Below are 19,500 nucleotides of genomic sequence, written 5' to 3' on the forward strand. Positions count from 1 at the left end.
TTGCGACAGTTGACCGAAGACGTGGATGCCCGGGTCAAGCCCGGGCATGACGAGCATAATGCGGAGCGAGCCCTTCAATTCACCAGCCGGCCATCGCGCGGCGGCAGGAACTGATCGTCGAAAATCTCCGACGCGTGCGGGCGTTTCTGGAATTTGAAGTCCTCGGCGAGCTGGTCGATCGCGCGCTCGAAGCGCGCCGCATCGATGCCGCCGATGCCGTTGCGCTTCACCTCTGATGTCAGGATGTTGTCGCCGATGATGGCGTTGAGCCGCTCGAGCTCCAGTTCGCGCGATCCGCCGTCCATCCGGGTCGCCACCTCGTTTGCGGCGCGCGCGGGGTCCTTGATGGCGAGGTTGGTGCCGCCGATCACCGCACGCACGAAGCCCCTCACGGCCTCCGGCTTGGTGGCGACGAGGCGCGGGCTCGCCACGACGGCAAAGCCGTAGGCCTCGCAGCCATAGTCGGCGAAGCGCAGCACCGCGAGATCGTCTGATGGCACGCCGCGATCGCGCAAATTGACCGCCGACAGATAGGAGAAGCCGGTCACGGCATCGACCTGTCCGGCCGACAGCATCGGCTCGCGCACCGCGGCGCTGATCGTGTTCTGCTTGACGCTCGAAAGCTTGATTCCGTTGTGCCGCGCGACCGCGGGCCAGAACCGGATCGACAGGTCGCCCTCGGCGACGCCGAGATTCTTGCCCTCGATGTCGGACAGCGACTTGATGCCGCGGCTCTTGCGGGCGACGATTGCGTAGGGCGCCTGGTTGAACAGCACGAACACCGCCTTCACCGGCGCTGCGCCCGGCCTGTCGCGAAACCGGATCAGCGAATTGATGTCGACGAGCGCGAAGTCGCTCGCGCCGTCGGCGACGCGTGCGATCGCATCCGCCGAGCTGGTGGCCACGTTGGTCGTGACTGCAAGGCCCGCGGCGCCGAACAGCCCGCCCGCGGCCGCCATCACGAACGGAGCGGCGGCGGCATCAAGCGGACGATCGAGCGTGAACTGGATCGCGACCGGCGGATCGCTCGCGGCGCGCACTCGTGTTGCGCCAGCCCACGCGCCGCCGCCAAGGCCGATCACGACAGCCAGCAGCAGGCGCAGCAAGGTGGTCCGACTGAACTGCATCACCACATCCGGGAGGCGAGACAAAGTGCCGCGCCGGCCGCGCCTGTTTCATGACATCGCATGCGCCATGGCAAGCGTCGATTGCAGGCATTTTGCCTCAGGCAAGGTGAATGGCGGATGACTGCCATGATTCTGCCGGAGGTTGTTCAGCTTGCATTCGGTTTGCGGAACCTAATCTACAGAGTGTGGTTAGCTAAGCAGGGCCCGTCGGGCCGACTCCACAAAAGGAAGACTGCAATGTTTGCGCGAAAGGGTGTTTCTTCGTCCATTGGCCGCGCAGCCACGCTGGCGACGGTCGCCGCCGTGGCGTTGACGGCCGTTGAGCCGACGATGGCGTTCGCAGGCTCCGCACCAGCGGGCAAGGCTGCGGCCGTGACGACGTCGCATGGCACCAGCGGTGCGACCGATATCAGTGCGCGTCGCCGTGTCTATCGTGGCGGCGGTGGTGGCGCGGCCGCAGCGGCGGTGTTCGCCGGCATCGTCGGCACCGGGCTTGCGATCGCCGCGGCCCAGAACCGCCGCGATTACTACGACTCGTACGGCTACTATGACGCGCCGGCCCCGGTTTATGGCGGCCCCGTCTATTATGGTGGCGGACCGTATTATGGTTACCACGGCTACTATGGCCGCCGCTCGGCGTTGCCCTACACGCCGTACTGAGGTCAGCGGTTCTCGCAACTGTCACAAAAGTCGCATCCACCGGCTCGCAGGCCGGTGGATTTTTTCATTGTCGCGCACGGCGTTAACACGCTGGCGATGCGTTTCGACTAGGTTCTGTAGCCATGAGTGATTCGATCGAGCGGCTTTATCAGGCGGTGATCGCGGCGAAGGATCTCGATCCGGCGACGTCGCGCACGGCTCGGCTGTTTCGGCGCGGTCCGGCGAAGATGGCCAAGAAGCTCGCCGAGGAAGCCGTCGAGGTCGTGATCGACGCCCTCAGCGGCAAGCCGGACGCCGTGGCCCGCGAAAGCGCCGATCTGCTCTATAATCTCGCCGTGGTGTGGGCCGAGGCCGGCGTCAAGCCGGAGGATGTCTGGCGCGAGATGGAGCGGCGCGAACGGCTGATGGGGATCGCCGAAAAACTGCCGAAGACATCGGTCAAGCTGCCCAAAAGCGCGCCCGTTCCGGTCGTCCGCCGTCGGATTGACGCGCTGGAAAGCCGCCTGCGCAAAAGGCAGTGATAAATCGCGATGAGATTCGGGCGAATTGTCGTCGCGCTTTAGCCCTTTGTTTGGGCATGGTCTTTTCGGAAAACCGCTTCGCACTTTTCCGGATCATGCCGCAAATCCGTCGAATCCCGGCATGGACAAATCCGCTCGATGATGGTTCATCGCGGCCATGTTGAAACGGATCTACGACTGGTGCATCGCCGCCGCCGACAAGCCCTACGCGCTGTGGATTCTCGCCGCCGTCGCGTTCGCTGAAAGCTCCTTCTTTCCGATTCCGCCCGACATCATGCTGCTGCCGATGTCGCTGGCGCAGCCGCGGCGGGCCTGGTGGTTCGCGGCCGTCTGCACGGTCGCCTCCGTGGCCGGCGGCGTGCTCGGTTATGCGATCGGCGCGCTGCTCTACGACTCGCTCGGCCAGTGGCTGATGCACCTCTATGGCCTCACCGACAAGGTCGACGCGTTCCGCGCGTCCTACGCGCAATGGGGCGCGGTGATCATCCTGCTGAAGGGGCTGACGCCGATCCCCTACAAGCTCGTGACCATCACCTCGGGCTTTGCCGGCTACAACATCTGGCTGTTCATCCTGTGCTCGATCGTCGCGCGCGGCGGCCGCTTCTTCATCGTCGCGGTCGTGCTCAATCGCTACGGCGATTTCATCCGCAAGGAGCTCGAGAAGCGGCTCGGCCTGTGGGTTGCGGTGCTCGCGATCGTTCTGGTGCTGGGGTTTGTTGTCGCATTGAAGCTGATCTAGCCCCGCGCGGCTTTGTCCGCGGCTGGCTTCGGGTTACGCTCGCAGCCAATGGTGCCTATTCCCGCTGAGATCAATCCTGCCAGGGCGCGCGTCGTGATGGCAGGGCTTGCGCTGTCGATGCTGGTGACGACGATCGACCGAGGCTACGCGCAGGCCGCGCCGCCTGCGCTCGGCGTGCAGCCGTCGGCACAGCAGCCGCTCCCTCCCGAGCCGGCGCCGGCCGAGCACGAGAATCCCGGCCTGATCAACGAGATCGGCAAGCTGTTCAAGACGCCGCTGCTGAAGAGCCCGAGCGAGACCATCAACGACCTCTCGAACATCGCCCGCCCGTCGTCGGTGGTCACCGGCCGCGCCGCCTGCGTGGTGGCATCCAACGGCGGGGCGGACTGCAAGGCCGGCGCCGACCGGCTGTGCCAGAGCAACGGGTTCAAGGAGGGCAAGAGCCTCGACACCGACGCTTCGGAGAAATGCTCGCCGGTGGTCTATTTGCCCGGCCACAAGCGCGGGCCGAACGATTGCAAGACCGAGAATTTCGTGACGCGGGCGCTCTGCCAATAAACGCGGCTGGGATGCCAGCTTCGGCTGAGAAAAATGCCGCGTTTCGATGAGCTTTTGTCATCCATCTCGCAGCGCGCAAACGCAATACTTGACAGTGGAAAGATTGCCTTGTTGGTATGGCGGCCAGCATTCCAAGCCAACCAGCCAGACTGAGGATCCGCACCCAATGTCCATGCCAGCTCTGTTCAAGGGCCGCCTGTCTCTTCCCGTGATCGGGGCGCCGCTGTTCATCATCTCCGTGCCCGATCTCGTCATCGCGCAGTGCAAGGCCGGCGTGGTCGGCTCGTTTCCGGCGCTGAATGCGCGGCCGCCGGAACTGCTCGACGAATGGCTGTACCGGATCAAGGAAGAGCTCGCCGCCTACGACAAGGCGCACCCGGAGCGGCCGTCGGCGCCGTTCGCGGTGAACCAGATCGTCCACAAGTCGAACAACCGGCTCGATCACGACATGGCGCTGTGCGAGAAGCACAAGGTGCCGATGATCATCTCGTCGCTCGGCGCGCGCGAGGAGCTCAACCAGGCCGTCCACGGCTGGGGCGGCATCGTGTTCCACGACGTGATCAACCAGAAATTCGCGCACAAGGCGATCGAGAAGGGCGCCGACGGCCTGATCCTGGTCGCGGCCGGCGCCGGGGGCCATGCCGGCACCATCTCGCCGTTCCCGTTCGTGTCGGAGACGCGGCACTGGTTCGACGGACCCATCGCACTATCGGGCACGATTGCCAACGGCCGCGCGATCCGCGCCGCGCGCATCATCGGCGCCGATTTCGCCTATATCGGCTCGGCTTTCATCGCCACCAAGGAGGCGAACGCGGTCGAGGGCTACAAGAGCATGATCACCAACTCATCCGCCGAGGACATCGTCTATTCCAATTTGTTCACCGGCGTGCATGGCAATTATCTGAAGCCGTCGATCGTCGCGGCCGGCATGGACCCGGAGAACCTGCCGACATCGGATCCCTCGAAGATGAGCTTCGGCACCGATGCTTCGGGCGAGCGCGCCAAGCCGAAGGCGTGGAAGGAGATCTGGGGGTCCGGCCAAGGCGTCGGCAGCATCTCCAAGGTGCTGCCCGCGGCCGAATTGATCGGCCGGTTCAAGCAGGAATACGACGCGGCGGTCGATCCGGCATTGCCGTAACGCGCGATGGAGCCGATCTTCCACGTCGACGGCAACCGCGCCGTGACGAGCCCGGATGCCGCGGGTCCGTGGGACCCGCGGATGCAGCACGGCTCGGCGCCGGCGGCGCTGGTGGTGTGGGCGCCGAAGCGATCCCGACGCCCGCGCCGATGCGGATCGCGCGCATCACCATCGACCTGATGCGCCCGGTGCCGGTGGCGCCGCTGACGATCGAGTGCGAGATCCTGCGCGAGGGCCGCAAGATCCAGCTCTGCGGCATCAGGCTGAAGGCCGACGGCGTCGTCGTGGTCTCCGCCAGCGTCTTGAAGATCAAGCAGCAGGCGGCCGAGCTGCCGCGGGAGGTCGCCGCGCTCCCGCTCGATCTGCCGGGACCCGACCATTGCATGGTCGAACCGGCCGATCACGCTTCCAGCCCGTTTGCGCGATGCATCTCGATGCGGGCGGCGCGCGGCCGCTTTGGGCAATTGGGGCCGGGCGCGATCTGGTTCCGCGTCGACCGCCCGTTGATCGCGGGCGCGGCCGTGTCGCAGGCGATGCGCGCGGTGGTCGCCGCGGATTTCACCAATGGCACCGCGCCGGCGCTCGACTTCAACCAATGGACCTTCATCAATGCCGATCTCACGGTGAATCTGGCGCGCGAGCCGGTCGGCGATTGGATCCTGGTCGACGGCGAATCCTGGATCGGGCCGGACGGCGCCGGGCTTGCGATGTCGCGGCTCGCCGACGTCAGGGGCACTTTCGGCCGCGCGGTCCAGAGCCTGGTGATCGAGCGGCGCCCGCAAAATTAATCCATTGCGCCGGGAACGGTTTGTGCACGAATGAGTTTCGCTCCCGTTAGGGGGTGCCATGACGCGTGTCGATCTCGCCGCCGGTATGCTGGCCATGGCCGCCCGACGGCTCTGCGATTTGGCACCGCTCCGCGTTGCAGCCGTGCAGCCGGAAGGACCATCGCGGTGAGGCCCGGGCCGTCCTCCGAACGCGCAGTCATCCTCGGCGCGAGCGAGCGGGACGCCGTGAAGACCGCTCACCTGATCACGCCAATATCTGCGGCGATCTCGCCGAGCTCGAGCGCCAGATCGCAAGCGGCGCAGGGCTCGCCATCGTTGCCGACGAGGCGATCCGGGACGCCGACCTCACCCGCCTGACGCGCTGGCTGAACGCGCAGCCGTCGTGGTCGGATTTCCCCATCGTGCTGATGAGCGAGGGCGGCGGGCTCGAGCGCAATCCGGAGGCGGCGCGGCTTGGCCGCGCGCTCGGCAATGTCACCTTCATCGAGCGCCCGTTCCATCCGACCACGCTTGAGAGCCTGGTCGCTGCGGCGGTGCGCGGCCGGCGCCGCCAGTACCAGACCCGCGCGATCCTGGAGGATCTCACCGAGAGCGAGGACCTGTTGCAGACCGCGCTCAATGCCGGCCATCTCGGCGCGCTCGAGGTGCATCTGCCCGGATTCGAGCTGGCGGCGTCGCCGACCTGCAAGCGCTTCTTCGGGCGCCGGGGCGACGATCCGTTCACCTATCAGGACCTGCTGGACGCCGTGCATCCCGACGACCGCGCACGGCGCACCGGGATCGTCGAGCAAACCTTGCAGAGCGGCGCCGATTACCGGATCGAGTATCGCAACATCTGGCCCGACGGCACCCAGCACTGGGTCGACGTCCGTGCTCGCGCGGTGCGCCAGCCGGACGGCAGCATCAAGTCGCTGGTCGGCGTCTGCTCCGACATCACCGCGCGCAAGACCGCGGAGATCGAGCGCGAGGCGCTGCTGGCGCAACTCGCCGCCGAGCGCACCGCGCTGGCCGAACTCACCGCGACCCTGGAGCATCGGGTCGAGCAGCGCACCGCCGATCTGATGAAGGAGGTCGCCGCGCGCGAGAAGGCGCAGGAGCAGCTTCGCCACGCCCAGAAGATGGAGGCGATCGGCCAGCTCACCGGCGGCGTCGCGCACGACTTCAACAACCTGCTGATGGCGGTGATGGGCAATCTCGATCTGCTGCGCAAGCGGATCCCCGACGATCCGCGGTTGCGCCGCCTGGTCGACGGCGCGCTGCAAGGCGCCGAGCGCGGCGCCTCGCTGACGCAGCGGCTCCTGGCGTTCGCACGCCAGCAGGATCTGCGCGCGGTGCCGGTCGATCTCGGCGCGCTGGTGCGCGACATGAGCAATCTGCTGGAGCGATCGCTCGGGCCGCGCATCGCGCTGCGGCTGGAGATTCCCGAGGGGTTGCCGCCGGCCTATATCGACACCAACCAGCTCGAGCTTGCGATCCTCAACCTCGCCATCAACGCCCGCGACGCGATGCCGGATGGCGGTGCGATCGAGATCCGCCTTGCAAGCTGGCAGTCCAAGGGAGATCACAAGGGTGACAAGGGCGATCCCGCGCTGCGGCCCGGCAACTACCTGAAACTGTCGGTGATCGACACCGGCACCGGCATGTCGCCCGACACCCTGAAGCGTGCGATCGAGCCGTTCTTCTCCTCGAAACCGGTCGGCAAGGGCACCGGGCTCGGCCTCTCCATGGTGCATGGTCTTGCCGTGCAGCTCGGCGGCGCCTTGCTGTTGTCGAGCGCGCTCGGCATGGGCACCACCGCCACGCTGGTGCTGCCGGTTGCGACCGCCGCCCCCGAAGTCGAAGGCCCTGCGCCGGTGGCGCAGCAGGTCAAGCGCTCGGCCGTGATCCTGCTGGTCGACGACGACGCCTTGATCGCGATGTCGACCACGGAGATGCTGGAGGATCTCGGCCATCGCGTGATCGGCGCCAATTCCGGACTCCACGCGCTCGACATCCTCAGGAGCGACCAGGCGATCGATCTGATGATGACCGACCACATGATGCCCGGCATGACCGGCATCGAGCTCGCCGCCGCCTCGCGCGAGCTGCGGCCCGAACTCCCCGTGCTGCTCGCCACCGGCTACGCCGAATTGCCCGACGGCATCCAGGTCGATCTGCCGCGGTTGGCGAAGCCCTATCACCAGGATCAACTGCGCGAGCGGCTCGATCAGTTGCTGGCGACGGACGTTCGAGCAGCCGCAGACACTGTCCTTTCCCCGTCACCCTGAGGTGCGAGCGGAGCGAGCCTCGAAGGGGCGACGGCCCGGCTGTCACCACGAATTGGTGAGGCGAGTGCGGCAGCATCTCGGCCGTGCATCCTTCGAGGCTCGCAAGAGCTCGCACCTCAGGATGACGGGGTTGGTCTACCCGCCTCATTCGGTGTCATCACCCGCGCATGCGGGTGATCCAGTATTCCAGAGGCGGCTGTGCTTGAGCCGATGGGCCGCGGCGTACTGGGTCGCCCGGTCCATGTGCGCAATTGCGCACAGGCCGGGCGATGACAGCGGTGGATGAGGACATAGCCTCACATCCTCTCAGGATGACGGGACCAGATCGGTTCGCGCTCACCCCACCATGCGGTCGCGGCCGCTCCAGAAGCGCGCCTTCAGCGCCTTCTTGTCGACCTTGCCGACGCCGGTCATCGGCAATTCCTTGACGAACTGGATCTGCTTCGGCGCGTGTGCCGAACCTTTCTTCACCCTCACCAGGCCGATCAGCTCGTCGGCGTCGGGCCTTGCACCCTCGCGGGCGACCACGATGGCGGTAACGGCTTCGCCCCATTTGTCGTCGGGGACGCCGACCACCGCGACCATCGCGACATCGGCGTGCTGCGACAGCACATCCTCGATCTCGCGCGGAAAAATATTGAAACCGCCGGAGACGATCATGTCCTTCTTGCGATCGAGGATGAACATGTAGCCGCGCTCGTCCATGCGGGCGATATCGCCGGTGTGCAGCCAGCCGCTCTTCAGCGTCTCGGCGGTGGTGTCGGGCCGTTTCCAGTATTCTGCCATCACATGGCTGGCGCGAACGCAGATCTCGCCGGCCTCGCCGGTTGCAACCTCGTGGTCGTCATTGTCCAGGATCTTCACCTGGCAAGCGGCGATCGGGAAGCCGCAGGACAGGAACAGGTCCGGCGTCTTCGGATCATGGTCGGCCTTGCGCAGCACCGAGACCGGGTAGCATTCGGTCTGGCCGTAAAGCTGCGAGAACACCGGGCCGATCCGCTCGATGCCCTCGACCAGCCGGCTCGGCGACATTGCGGATGCGCCGTACAGCAAAAGCTCGAGCGAGGAGAGATCGGTCTTGTCGAGCGCGGGATGATCCAGCAGCACGTAGATCATGGTCGGCACGAACAGCGTGAAGTTGATCTTCTCGCGCGCGATCGTGGCGAGCACGGCCTCGGGGTCGAATCCCTTGAGCATGTGGACGGTGCCGCCGCGCATCAGCGTCGGCAGCACTTTCGTGCCGGCGACATGGCTGATCGGCGCCACCGTCAGGTAGCGCGGCATCTCCGGGATTTCGAAGTCGGCGAGGATCGCCGCGGCGAACCCGCCATATTCGCGGTGATGGCGCAGCGCGCCCTTGGATTTGCCGGTCGTGCCGCCGGTGTAGTTCAGGGTCGAGATGTCGTCGTGACGCGCGAAGTTCTTCGGGCTCGCGTGGCCTGCGGTCTCGATCGTCCGCAACAGATCGGCACCGTAATCGGCCGGGCCAAGCGTGAACACGGCTTTCAAGCCTGCGGCTTTTGCCGCCAGCTCGCCGCCCCGATCGCGGAACGTGATGCCGTCGACGATGAGCATCTGCGCCTCGGAGTCCTCGATCTGGAACAGTTGATCGTCGAGCGAGCCGAGCGGATGCAGCCAGGTGATGGCAAGCCGCGCCAATTGTGCAGCGACGCCGGCGCACCAGCTGTCGGCGCGGTTGGCGGTGAGCAGGGCGACGCGGGTGCCGGGCGCGAAGCCGAGCTGCATGAACACGCCCTGCATGCGCCCGATCAGGTCGGTCGCGCCCTGATAGCTGAGCGAGCCGCCCGGCCAAGCAAAGGCGGTGCGCGACGGATAGCGCGCCAGCGCCCGCAGCGTCTGCTCGCAGACCGCAGGAAATGCGTAGAGCGGATTGCCCATCGCGTCGTCTCCCCTTTGTCTTTGGCCTCTCGCGTGCCAGTGTTGCCGTCGACGCTAGAGCTATTTCCGTTCCGATGGAATCGGAACGGAGCTCTAGATTCTAGTTTTGACGCGTTTTCTTGACGCGAACCGGTGTCCACTTCGCTGGAAAACGCTCTAACACAATGATGCAGGGAAGAAACGACTTGTCCGGCACCGATCCTCTCGCCCGCTTCCGCGATCGCCTGCGGCTGCCGCTGATCGCCGCGCCGATGTTTCTGGTCTCCGGCGTCGAGCTGGTGGTGGCGGCCTGCCGCAATGGCGTGATCGGTTCGTTTCCGACGGTAAATTGCCGTGAGACGGAACAGCTCGACGCCTGGCTCGGCGAGATCGGAGGCCGCTTGCAGGCGCGTGCGGACGCAAGCGGCCAACGTGCCGCGCCGGTCTGCCCGAACCTGATCGTGCACCGCTCCAACGCGCGGCTGTCGGAGGATCTTGCCGTGCTGCTGCGGCACGGGCCGGAGATCGTGATCACGTCGGTCGGTTCGCCCGCGCCGGTGCTGGCGCCGCTGCACGATGCCGGCGCCCTCGTCTTTGCCGACGTCGCCTCGATCCGCCACGCCGAGCGCGCGGTGGCTGCGGGCGCCGACGGGCTCGTGCTGCTCACGGCCGGCGCCGGCGGGCAGACCGGTTGGCTCAATCCGTTCGTGTTCGTGCGTGCGGTGCGCGGCTTCTTCGACGGCCCGATCGTGCTCGCGGGCGGCATCAGCGACGGCCACGCGCTGCGCGCCGCCGAGGCGCTCGGCTGCGATCTCGCTTACATGGGCACCAAATTCATTGCCACGCGCGAAAGCATGGCCGACGTCCGGTACAAGCAGATGCTGGTCGACAGCAGCGCCGACGACATTCTGCTCACGACGGCCTTCACCGGCCTGCAGACCAACATGCTGCGGCCGTCGATCGCGGCGGCCGGCCTCGATCCCGACAATCTGCCGGCGCGCGGCGCGATCGACATCGGCAAGGATATCGATATCGGCGCCCGCGAGCGCCGCCCGAAGCGCTGGCGCGATGTCTGGAGCGGCGGGCATTCCACCTCGGGGGTGACCGAGGTGCTCGCCGTCGACGATCTCGTGGCGCGGACAGCGACCGAGTACGAGGCCGCCAGCGCGCGCGTGCGGCTCGGCTAGAGCATGATCCGCCAAAACCCGGCCCGCTGCCTTAACGCGGCATTAACCATGCCGGTCCCAATCATAGCGCCACGGCTTGGTCCATCGCCGGACCAATCGCGCATAATGGGAATGCGACATGGCTTTAGAGGCGCTTCTTGCCAAGACCCCGGCCACGCTCGACGAGCTCACGACCCGGGTGTTTTATGCCCTGCAGCGGCATCCGCTATGCCGCCAGGTCGAGTTCGACATCGTCGGCACCCCGCGCACCCGCCGCACCAATTGGACGGTCAGCCTGCGCTCGATCCAGCCGGGGGCGCTCTGGACGGCGCACGAGATCGTCGCCGACATCCAGGAAGCCTATGAGCTTGACGCCGCAGCCTGATTTCGGGCCGTTTCGGCGCGATTTTCACCCAGAATGGCGGCCCATCGCCGCCCTGGTGGCACGCTAACGCCGCATTTGGCGTTCAAGCTGGTGTGATACCGGCCGGGAATGGAGACGCTTTTTGACCAGAGCCATCACGCTCGCCGCGCTGACCTGCTTTCTCCTCGCCGGGGCTGCCGTCGCAGCCATTCTGGGCCGCGACAGCCTGCCGGGCGCGCCGGCAGCGATGGCTGCCGGGCATCCCGAGGGCGGCCCCGTCGCCAACCGGGCGAGCAAGCAGGACAAGCTCGCGGTGACCGTGCTCGCGACCGCCGCCTTTGAGCCGCCCATGGCGGCAACACCCCCGGCGCCGCCGTCGCCGCTCCTGCTTCGCGCCCAGGCCAACATTCCCGGCGCCAACGTTTCTGCTCCGGCCGCGTCCGACACGCTGCGCCTGGCCTATGCCTCCGCCGAGCCGGCCGACGTCGGGCTGCCCAAGGTCACCGATCCCGTCGCGGTCGCGCCGAAGCTCAGCGAGCCCGCCGCCGTGCCGCCGAAGCCGAAGGCCGCCGCCAAGCCGGCGCCGCAGAAGAGCTACACGCTGCTCAGCGACGCGCAGATCGCCAACATCAAGGAGCGGCTCAAACTGTCGTCGGACCAGGAATATTACTGGCCGGCGGTCGAGACCGCGTTGCGCGCCGTGGCCCGCAAGATCCACGCCAAGCGCCAGGGCGATCCGCCGCCGGGCACCATGCCGATTGATCCGGACTCCGAGGAAGTCCAGCAGTTGAAGTCGGCGGCGATGCCGCTGCTGTTCCAGCTGCGCGAGGACCAGAAGAACGAGGTCCGCTCGCTGGCGCGCCTGATCGGCCTGGAAAAAGTCGCCGCGATGATCTGATGCGGCGCCGCTACCGCAAGGATTCACGTCGAAAGCAGCCTTCGGGCCGGTGACGTCCAGGCACCGGTTTGTTCGGAACATCGCATCCGCTCGCACGTTGCCCGCCCGAACGAGGAGGCGCGCGATGCGGACATCAACCGCTTATTTTGCCGGTGTGGGAACCGTCGTCGTGGCGATCGCGGCCGGTGTCGGCGGCGGTTTCATGATTGCGAACACCGCCAATCCTCACGCATCGAAGCTGGAGATCAGCCGAAGGATGTCGGCCGAGCCCGCCGCCAAGGCATCGCCGACGCCGTCGGATTCGACACCTTACCTCGCGGCCACGGAGCCGGCGGCCAAGCCGGTGTCCGTGTCGCCGGCGCCGCAGCCGCAACAGGAGCCATCACAGCCTGCGCCACAACAAGCGTCGCAACCGAACGGTCCGTCGGCCCCGCCGTCGGAGACGAGTGCAGCACGCGACGCGGACCCACCGTCATCTGCCGCACCTGCACGGTCCGCCCAGACTGCAATGCGCGAGCCGTCCGAGCCCTCAAATGCGAATGCGAAGGCCCGCGAATCCGATCTGAAGCATGCCGCTGCAAAGAAGCGCCGCGACGAGCGGCGGCAGCAATGGGCCGACCGCCGGCATATGCGTCAGGACGATGAACTGCGCGACGTCGAGCAGAAGGTGCGGGAGGTGACCGAGGGACCGGAGATTGATCCCGCGCCAATGCGCGCACCGCGCATCGGCTTGTTCGGTGCGCCCGACGACTGACGCGTGATCCGGAAGATCGCGCTGCAGGAGGTGCGGCGAGCCTCATCCACGTCCGAGCCGTGTTCAGGTTTTGAGCAAGCAAGGCGCGCAGCGCTTCACCACGGCGCGGGTGGCCGCGATGCGCGTCGCGCTCAACGCCGCCGCCCCACTCTATCGCGATGCGCCGGAAGCACGCGAGGCGCGGGCGTCAGCCGATCGCATTTTCGAGGCATTTTGCGCGAGGCGTTGCCGCAGGCGTCGAACGCCGTCCGTGCCCTGGCTGCCGAGTTGATCAAGACGACGATGAGCGCGGTGGGGAAGGATTTTTCCGAAAGCCCGCGAACGGCAGCCGAGATCGAGACCTACGCCGACGCCATGGCCGACATGTTCGGCGCGTATCTGAAAAGCCTCGCCAGGCGCTGAGGCGGCATAATTGCTCCGAGAGCAAGATACCGGGTCCCGCGTCACGCAGAATGCGGCTATGCAAAGCCATCCGAAGAAGGGCCAGTTCGCTGGCGAGCAACCGTGAATCTCGAACAACGCCTGAAAGAACTCAACATCGAACTGCCGGCATCGGCCACAGCCGGCGGCGCCTATGCGCCGGTGGTGGTCCATGGTGACACCGTCTATGTCAGCGGCCAGCTTCCGCGCGACGGCGACAGAGTGCATGTCGTTGGCCAGGTTGGCCGCGATGTCACGCTGGAAGACGCCAAGCGCGGCGCGCGGTTGGCGCTGATCCGCGGACTGGCTGCGATCAAGGCGCATCTGGGTTCGCTCGACAATGTCGCGCAGATCCTGAAGCTGACGGTGTTCGTGCACAGCGCCGCCGATTTCAGCGGCCAGACGGCGGTTGCCGACGGCGCTTCGGAGTTCATCATCGAGCTGTTCGGTCCGGAGCGGGGAATGCACGCCAGGACCAGCGTCGGTGTCGCGCAACTTCCCCGTAACGCAGCGGTCGAGGTGGAGTTGATCGCGTCGCTTGCACGCTAGAGTCTTTCCGACTTTGTCTGAATCGGGGATTCCCAAATCAGGTGAGCTCTGATTCAAGCTTCCTGCTGGGACGGAGGCCAGCAAGGATGGCGCGAGCATACTCACTGGATCTGCGTGAGCGTGTTGTTGGGTTGGTTGCAAGTGGCGAAACGTGCCGGGCGGTGGCGGAACTGTATGACGTCAGCGTTGCGAGCGTCGTGAAATGGTCGCAGCGGGCGCGAGCGACAGGCAGCGCGGCGGCCAGGCCGATGGGCGGCAGGCGGCCTTACCTGCTGGAAGGTGAGCGCGACTGGCTGCTGGCTCGGCTGACCGCGAAGCCTGATCTGACCCTGCACGCGCTGTTGGCGGAGCTTGGGGAGCGCGGCGTCGTAGTGTCCTGCGACACGCTCTGGCGATTCCTCAAGCGCCAAGGCATCAGCTTCAAAAAAAACCGTGTTCGCGACAGAGCAGGATCGTCCTGACATCGCGCGCCGCCGGGCCTGGTGGAGACGACACCAGTCGAAAATCGATCCTGCTCGTCTCGTCTTCATCGATGAGACCTGGGCAAAGACCAACATGGCCCGGACCCATGGCTGGTGGCGACGGGGCGCCCCTCTCAGGGCTCAGGTCCCGCACGGCCATTGGCGGACGATGACCTTCCTCGCAGCACTCCGGCACGACCGTATCGCGGCCCCCTGCGTCATCGACGGGCCGATCAACGGCGAGAGCTTCCGTGCCTATGTCGAGCAGTTGCTGGTGCCAACGCTCCAACCCGGCGACATTGTCGTCATGGACAATCTCGGCTCCCACAAGGGCCAAGCTATCCGCACGGCCATCCGCGCCGCGGGCGCCCGGCTCGTCTTCCTGCCGCCCTATAGCCCCGACCTCAATCCGATCGAGCAGGTCTTCGCAAAGCTCAAAATCCTGCTCCGCAAGGCTGAAGAACGCACCGTCGACGGCGTCTGGCGTCGCATTGGCAGTCTTCTCCAACACTTCACACCGCAAGAATGCGCAAACTACCTGCGCAACGCAGGATATGCTTCTGTCTAAATCGGAAAGGCTCTAGAGCATGATCCGGAAAAGTATGAAGCGACAAGCGCGAAGTTATGTCAGCGCGCCGAGCACGCCGCGGGTCGCCTTGTCGATCTCCTCGACATAGCGGCGCCGGGCAAAGGATTCCGTCAGGTAGCCGACCACCTTGCGGCTATCGATGGTCTCGACCACCGCGAGCATTTCGGCAGCCGCCTCGTCGAACACCGCCATCGCGGTCTTCACGTTCATCTCGGGCGTCAGCACGACGTCGGTGAGGCGGGCGAGCTCGATGACCTGGATATCGCTGACGATGCCGTCGAGATCGCTGGAATAGAGATCCGGCATCATGACGAGGCCGACATATTGGTCCGCATTGTTGATGAGGGCGACGCCGGGCCGCGAACCCAGCGGGAATTCGGCCCGGGTCGCTGCGATGGTGGAGGTCGACGGCACCTTGCCGATGTCGGAGCTCATCATGCGTTCGACGGTCAGGTTGCGCAGCCAGCCGACGTCGTTGGCGCTGCGGATGGTCTCGCCGCGCAGATGCAGCCGCCAGGTCGAGAACGAATGGCCGAAGATGGAGCGCACGCAGATCGAGGTGACGATGCAGCCGGCCAGCACCAGCGCGGTGACGTCGACATTGCGCGTCATCTCGAGCACCAGGAACGACATGGTCAGCGGGCCGCCGACGATGGCGACGCCGAGCGTCGCCATGCCGGTCAGCATCGCGACCAGCGGATCGATCGCAAACGCGGGGCTGATGAGCAGCAGCACCGCGGCAAAGAACTTGCCGATCAGGCTGCCGACGAACAGCGAGGCAAAAAACAGACCGCCGCGAAAGCCGGAGGCCAGCGACACCAGGCAGGCGACCACCTTCAGTCCGACGATCGTGGCGATCAGCCCGATCGCCATCTGTTGATGGAGGTCGAGAACCATCGCGCCATGGCCCGCAGCGAGCACCTGCGGCGTGACGATCGCCATGCCGCCGACCATCAGGCCGCCCAGCATCGGCCGCAGCCACACCGGGAGCCAGGCGAACAGCCGCTCGAATACCGAGGAGCTCCGCATCACCGCAATCCCGACCCCGCCGGCGATCAACGCCAGCACCAGCAGCGCCAGATACTGCTCGAGGCCCACCCCGCCGACCCGGGGGATCTCCAGCGAATAGGGCGCGCCGCCGAGCCATTGCGCGGTCAGCGCACCGGCGAGCGAGGCGGCCAGGATCGGCGCGGCGCTGCCGACCGCATAGACGCCGACGATCAGCTCGCAGGCGTAGAAAGCGCCGGTGATCGGCGCGCCGAACGCGGCCGCGATCGCCGCCGCGGCGCCGCAGCCGACGATCAGGCGCAGATCGTTACGCCGCAGATTGAGCAGGCGGCCGAGCAGCGAGGCGATCCCGGAGCCGATCTGGGTGTAGCCGGCCTCGAGCCCCACCGAGGCACCGCATCCGTTGGAAATCATGGTCTGGCCCGAGACCACGACGCTGTCACGCATCGACAGTTGGCCGCCACGTAGGGCATTGGCCTCGATCGGGTCGACGGCATTGGAAATCTTCAGCCGGCGCCGCGACCATTCCATCACGCCGAGCGCCAGCCCGCCGGCCGCCGGCGCGATCAGCGCCGCCCACGGACTGACGGAGGTATTCGCGGATAACCGGACGTCGATCGGAATGCCGTAGATCAGGACATGCGCGATCTGGGCGATCTCGGCCATCAGGGTGACCACCGCGCCGGTGATGGCGCCGAGCACCAGCGCGAGCGGGATCAAATAGAACTCGTTGCTGCGCAGAAGCGCGCGCAGGCGGGTCAGGCTTCGGCTCGATCCCTTGTGATCGACGATGTGCCTGATCCGAGCAAACACGTGCTGTTCCTTCTTGTGCGCCAACCCGCCGCCTGCGGGTCGCAGGCCTGAATTCCGATGGCTGTCCTGCACCGTGCCATACAATGCGTGCGACAGGATTTCACTACAACAAACGACGAACAATGGCGACCGGACGGTGGAAGATGGATCGGCGCGATCCGATTGACTCAGATGCGCCCGTCTGGCCCACTCGGTCGACCACCGTTGTTGTTATACCGAGGACGCCCATGCGTGAGGAAGCCGCCCTGCCGCTCGCCGATGCGGCGACGACGCGATCGGTGTTCGATTGGCTGACACGCTTCGCCGCCTGCGTGAGGGCGGTCGACTATGCCGCGGCCCGTCCGTTCTGGCATCCCGACATCATCGCGTTCGGCACCTATCAGGAGCTGATCCGCGGCCTCGCGCCCTGGACCGAGATGCAATGGGATAATGTCTGGCCGCGCACCGCGGATTTCGCCTTCGACCTCGACAACACCGCGGTGCTGGTCAGCGCCGACGGCGGCATGGCGACGGTGATCACGCCCTGGACCAGCACCGGCTTCCACCCCGACGGCAGCCGCTTCGATCGGCCGGGACGGGCGACGATCATCCTCGCGCGCCAGGCCGATGGGCATTGGCTCGGCATCCATTCCCACATGTCGCTGCAACGTGGCGTGCCGCAGGTCAGCCACGGCAACCGGCCGGTGAAGGCCAGGTAGAAGCGGGATTGCGATGCGAGGAGGATCACCTCATCGCAAGCCGCCCGGCGACTTCACGCAACGGCATTTGTTGGCGTCCAGCGTCTGGTCCGGACCGAGGCAGACCAGGCCGCAGATGCGTGGATGATCCGACGTCGTCGAGGTGCAGGTGCACTTCTCCGCGTTGAATTTGTTCGGCGGAAAGCAGACCAGGCCGCAGAACGGAGGCGAGGCCGACTGCGCCGCCGCGCCGCAAACTCCAGCCACAAGGATAGCGGATGCAAAAAGCAATGACTTGACGTATCTCAAAGCGATCTCCTTCAAAAATCAGCGGCGACAATAATCTACTTTACCGCAATATTCCGCCGGTCACAATGTGGAGTTGCGCGCGGGCCGGTTGAGAGATCGCTAGTCATCGAACGAGAGGTTCAGTGCAATGTCACCGCAATTCGCGATTGTTGGGCGGACGTTCGAATTTGCGCAAAAGGGCTGCATTCGTATTGAGAAGCTGATGGATCGAGAACTGAAGGCTTTCGATCCTTCGTTCAGCGAGGTCGATCAGTCTAAAGTTCGCTGTAACTCGACGGCTGCGCGAGAGGCGTCTGGGCTGTTTCGGAATAATGGAAGTGTACTTCTGATTTGCCCGACGTGTCAAGCGGTTTCGGAGCATGCGCAAGGCGTCGCGTCCGCACGATGCTCCTTTGCATGGGGTTGTTTTGCGAGTTTTGGGTCGCCGCCCGCGTATAGTGGCAGGGCGTGGCCGCGCCACGCGGTGCCCGAAGGGCGAAGCGTGGTGCCCCTGGCCGGCAATCGTTTAGTACCATAATTATTTGAAACTGAAGCGATTTTTATCATCGATGGCTGCTGATACCAGCAGAAATACCAGCAAGCTGACGCGCGGTACAAGCTCGCAAAATAAAAACACCAGCTCTCCTGCAGCTAGCGCGACCCATGCCGTCTCGGTCCCCACAAAGTCCCCGACCGGAATCGAACCCGCCTCTGAGTCGAAATCCGACGGGATCGACCGAACGTAGTATCGCGACGTGAAGGAGAGGTCTTGTCATGCGCGTCTCCCGACGCCGAGCGAGAGACCTACCTCGTGCTGGACGACTTCGGGGGGCGACTGGTTCGCTTGGCGCGAGACGCCGAAAGCATTAATCGCCCAACGCAATCCAGGATCTGTTGGACGTCCAGTAACGATGGCGTGCAAATGGCCAACAACACGCTGAATAGGGCGCCGCGGATCACGGCCTGCGATACTGGCGCCGGCGTAAATTACTGCGCGCGCGCCTCCGCTCGACCGCGTCGATCCTGCTCAACGAGGAGGGCGCGTTCGACGGCGATGGAGTGAAAGCTCACCTCGCCCACGACACGGAGAAAAAAGTGCTGGCGCTGCGACGAGGTGGGTGGCGCTAGCTTGGTAAAGGCGACCGAGCAAATGCGACATCTACAACCGTGCGGCCTCTTGGGCCGAAGTTGTTGAAATGCTGCATTGGTCTGATCGCCCGCGACAGCCTGCGCAGTCTCCTCCGCCCCGCTGCGCGGTCAGCAGCCTAGCTTGCTCTCGTTTCGACCCTCGGTAGCGAAGCGTGATATTCATCCACGCTGTCGAGGTCGATCAGGGTCTTGCCGCCCATCTTGTACGCCCTGATACTCTCGTGGGCGATCAGTTCATAAGCCTTGGTCTTTCCAAATTTGCCATAGCGGCAACCGTCCTTGAACTCGACGAGCCGGCGCCCCTTGTTGCTATCATTGTCAAGCATGGTTCCTGCACGAGTTTCGATGATCTCCGCCATAATCGGATCAAGCAACGCTGAGTGAGATCGGCATTTCCCTGGCACGACCCTGGTGTCTGAGCTGACTTACCAGGAAGGCGCAGCTCTTACTGCTGACTTGTTTCGACGCCATCTGCACGTAGCCCAATTGCCCATGATGCGTTTATCTACATCGCCTACGGCACCAAACAAAGGCTCCATCATGTCGCCGCTAACTCCTGCGCGCCGTAGCGTACAAATCGGAAGGATCCAAAGCGCCATTGAGACCTAGCACCACAAACTGTGGAATAGGAGCTCGGCGGTTTGAGTAACCAAATTGTTCCATTTAAATCAATCACTTATATGGTACT

18 protein-coding genes and 2 pseudogenes are annotated in these 19,500 nt (G+C 65.3%); 15 read left to right on the plus strand and 5 right to left on the minus strand.

All coding sequences use genetic code 11. From position 1 onward, the window contains the following. Window positions 1-74 precede the first annotated feature (74 nt). Complete coding sequence (locus IC762_RS04395) at window positions 75-1,127, minus strand: ABC transporter substrate-binding protein (protein WP_195787427.1); 1,053 nt, start codon at window positions 1,125-1,127, stop codon at window positions 75-77. A 237-nt stretch (window positions 1,128-1,364) separates the two neighbouring features. Between IC762_RS04395 and IC762_RS04400 the strand changes: the two genes are divergently transcribed. From IC762_RS04400 to IC762_RS04430, 7 genes and pseudogenes are all read left to right on the plus strand, one after another. Further along, on the plus strand, window positions 1,365-1,787 hold the full coding sequence (locus tag IC762_RS04400; RefSeq protein WP_195787428.1) for a hypothetical protein: 423 nt from the start codon (window positions 1,365-1,367) through the stop codon (window positions 1,785-1,787). A gap of 122 nt (window positions 1,788-1,909) precedes the next feature. Beyond that, window positions 1,910-2,308, plus strand: a complete 399-nt coding sequence (hisE, locus tag IC762_RS04405) for a phosphoribosyl-ATP diphosphatase (protein ID WP_195787429.1) — start codon at window positions 1,910-1,912, stop codon at window positions 2,306-2,308. A gap of 157 nt (window positions 2,309-2,465) precedes the next feature. Beyond that, complete coding sequence (locus IC762_RS04410) at window positions 2,466-3,047, plus strand: YqaA family protein (protein WP_195787430.1); 582 nt, start codon at window positions 2,466-2,468, stop codon at window positions 3,045-3,047. Between the two features lie 96 nt (window positions 3,048-3,143). Further along, a complete protein-coding gene (locus IC762_RS04415) occupies window positions 3,144-3,605 on the plus strand; it encodes a hypothetical protein (protein ID WP_195789991.1) in 462 nt (153 codons plus the stop codon). Between the two features lie 166 nt (window positions 3,606-3,771). Continuing rightward, window positions 3,772-4,743: an NAD(P)H-dependent flavin oxidoreductase gene (locus tag IC762_RS04420; protein WP_195787431.1), complete on the plus strand. Its 972-nt coding sequence runs from the start codon at window positions 3,772-3,774 to the stop codon at window positions 4,741-4,743. 6 nt (window positions 4,744-4,749) lie between these two features. Further along, window positions 4,750-5,531, plus strand: a pseudogene (locus IC762_RS04425) (thioesterase family protein). Window positions 5,532-5,596: 65 nt separating this feature from the next. Next, window positions 5,597-7,798, plus strand: coding sequence for a hybrid sensor histidine kinase/response regulator (locus IC762_RS04430; RefSeq protein WP_246801419.1), 2,202 nt, complete (start codon window positions 5,597-5,599; stop codon window positions 7,796-7,798). A gap of 336 nt (window positions 7,799-8,134) precedes the next feature. Here IC762_RS04430 and IC762_RS04435 read toward each other — a convergent pair whose 3' ends face one another. Then, complete coding sequence (locus IC762_RS04435; protein WP_195787432.1) at window positions 8,135-9,697, minus strand: AMP-binding protein; 1,563 nt, start codon at window positions 9,695-9,697, stop codon at window positions 8,135-8,137. 164 nt (window positions 9,698-9,861) lie between these two features. On the opposite strand from IC762_RS04435, the gene IC762_RS04440 reads away from it, so the two are divergent. The 7 genes and pseudogenes from IC762_RS04440 to IC762_RS04470 all read left to right on the plus strand — a co-directional run bounded on the left by IC762_RS04440 (window position 9,862) and on the right by IC762_RS04470 (window position 14,856). Then, the gene (locus IC762_RS04440) at window positions 9,862-10,863 is read left to right on the plus strand and encodes an NAD(P)H-dependent flavin oxidoreductase (protein ID WP_195787433.1); all 1,002 of its coding nucleotides are present in this window, start codon (window positions 9,862-9,864) and stop codon (window positions 10,861-10,863) included. Window positions 10,864-10,981: 118 nt separating this feature from the next. Continuing rightward, entirely contained in the window at window positions 10,982-11,227 is a 246-nt protein-coding gene (locus tag IC762_RS04445) for a hypothetical protein (RefSeq protein WP_195787434.1), read from the plus strand. A gap of 121 nt (window positions 11,228-11,348) precedes the next feature. Continuing rightward, window positions 11,349-12,104 carry a hypothetical protein gene (locus IC762_RS04450; protein ID WP_195787435.1) on the plus strand — a complete coding sequence of 252 codons (756 nt, stop codon included), beginning with the start codon at window positions 11,349-11,351 and terminating at the stop codon, window positions 12,102-12,104. Window positions 12,105-12,273: 169 nt separating this feature from the next. After that, a complete protein-coding gene (locus IC762_RS04455) occupies window positions 12,274-12,858 on the plus strand; it encodes a hypothetical protein (protein ID WP_195787436.1) in 585 nt (194 codons plus the stop codon). Between the two features lie 112 nt (window positions 12,859-12,970). Next, window positions 12,971-13,260: pseudogene (locus IC762_RS04460) on the plus strand (TetR/AcrR family transcriptional regulator); the annotation flags it as partial. A 102-nt stretch (window positions 13,261-13,362) separates the two neighbouring features. Further along, window positions 13,363-13,827 (plus strand): RidA family protein, encoded by a 465-nt coding sequence (locus IC762_RS04465; protein WP_195787437.1) that lies wholly within the window; start codon window positions 13,363-13,365, stop codon window positions 13,825-13,827. Between the two features lie 86 nt (window positions 13,828-13,913). Continuing rightward, a protein-coding gene (locus IC762_RS04470; RefSeq protein ID WP_195785264.1) for an IS630 family transposase occupies window positions 13,914-14,856 on the plus strand; the annotation gives its coding sequence in 2 pieces (ribosomal slippage) (window positions 13,914-14,249 and window positions 14,251-14,856; 942 coding nt in all). A gap of 54 nt (window positions 14,857-14,910) precedes the next feature. Here IC762_RS04470 and IC762_RS04475 read toward each other — a convergent pair. Then, a complete protein-coding gene (locus tag IC762_RS04475; RefSeq protein ID WP_195787438.1) occupies window positions 14,911-16,698 on the minus strand; it encodes a chloride channel protein in 1,788 nt (595 codons plus the stop codon). 227 nt (window positions 16,699-16,925) lie between these two features. Between IC762_RS04475 and IC762_RS04480 the strand changes: the two genes are divergently transcribed. Continuing rightward, entirely contained in the window at window positions 16,926-17,396 is a 471-nt protein-coding gene (locus tag IC762_RS04480) for a YybH family protein (RefSeq protein ID WP_195787439.1), read from the plus strand. Between the two features lie 30 nt (window positions 17,397-17,426). Here IC762_RS04480 and IC762_RS04485 read toward each other — a convergent pair whose 3' ends face one another. Both IC762_RS04485 and IC762_RS04490 read right to left on the minus strand, forming a co-directional pair. Further along, on the minus strand, window positions 17,427-17,642 hold the full coding sequence (locus tag IC762_RS04485) for a hypothetical protein (protein ID WP_195787440.1): 216 nt from the start codon (window positions 17,640-17,642) through the stop codon (window positions 17,427-17,429). 1,286 nt (window positions 17,643-18,928) lie between these two features. Then, complete coding sequence (locus tag IC762_RS04490) at window positions 18,929-19,171, minus strand: hypothetical protein (RefSeq protein ID WP_246801421.1); 243 nt, start codon at window positions 19,169-19,171, stop codon at window positions 18,929-18,931. Window positions 19,172-19,500 lie beyond the last annotated feature (329 nt).

Origin of the sequence: Bradyrhizobium genosp. L (assembly GCF_015624485.1) — a bacterium.
Classification (GTDB): Bacteria; Pseudomonadota; Alphaproteobacteria; order Rhizobiales; family Xanthobacteraceae; genus Bradyrhizobium.

What these genes read in the sequence shown, in the direction of transcription:
- IC762_RS04395 (WP_195787427.1), bottom strand. Translation starts at nt 1,127, where the DNA reads ATGCAGTTCAGTCGGACCACCTTGCTGCGCCTGCTGCTGGCTGTCGTG.
- IC762_RS04400 (WP_195787428.1), top strand. Translation starts at nt 1,365, where the DNA reads ATGTTTGCGCGAAAGGGTGTTTCTTCGTCCATTGGCCGCGCAGCCACG.
- hisE (WP_195787429.1), top strand. Translation starts at nt 1,910, where the DNA reads ATGAGTGATTCGATCGAGCGGCTTTATCAGGCGGTGATCGCGGCGAAG.
- IC762_RS04410 (WP_195787430.1), top strand. Translation starts at nt 2,466, where the DNA reads ATGTTGAAACGGATCTACGACTGGTGCATCGCCGCCGCCGACAAGCCC.
- IC762_RS04415 (WP_195789991.1), top strand. Translation starts at nt 3,144, where the DNA reads ATGGCAGGGCTTGCGCTGTCGATGCTGGTGACGACGATCGACCGAGGC.
- IC762_RS04420 (WP_195787431.1), top strand. Translation starts at nt 3,772, where the DNA reads ATGTCCATGCCAGCTCTGTTCAAGGGCCGCCTGTCTCTTCCCGTGATC.
- IC762_RS04435 (WP_195787432.1), bottom strand. Translation starts at nt 9,697, where the DNA reads ATGGGCAATCCGCTCTACGCATTTCCTGCGGTCTGCGAGCAGACGCTG.
- IC762_RS04440 (WP_195787433.1), top strand. Translation starts at nt 9,862, where the DNA reads ATGATGCAGGGAAGAAACGACTTGTCCGGCACCGATCCTCTCGCCCGC.
- IC762_RS04445 (WP_195787434.1), top strand. Translation starts at nt 10,982, where the DNA reads ATGGCTTTAGAGGCGCTTCTTGCCAAGACCCCGGCCACGCTCGACGAG.
- IC762_RS04480 (WP_195787439.1), top strand. Translation starts at nt 16,926, where the DNA reads ATGCGTGAGGAAGCCGCCCTGCCGCTCGCCGATGCGGCGACGACGCGA.
- IC762_RS04490 (WP_246801421.1), bottom strand. Translation starts at nt 19,171, where the DNA reads ATGGCGGAGATCATCGAAACTCGTGCAGGAACCATGCTTGACAATGAT.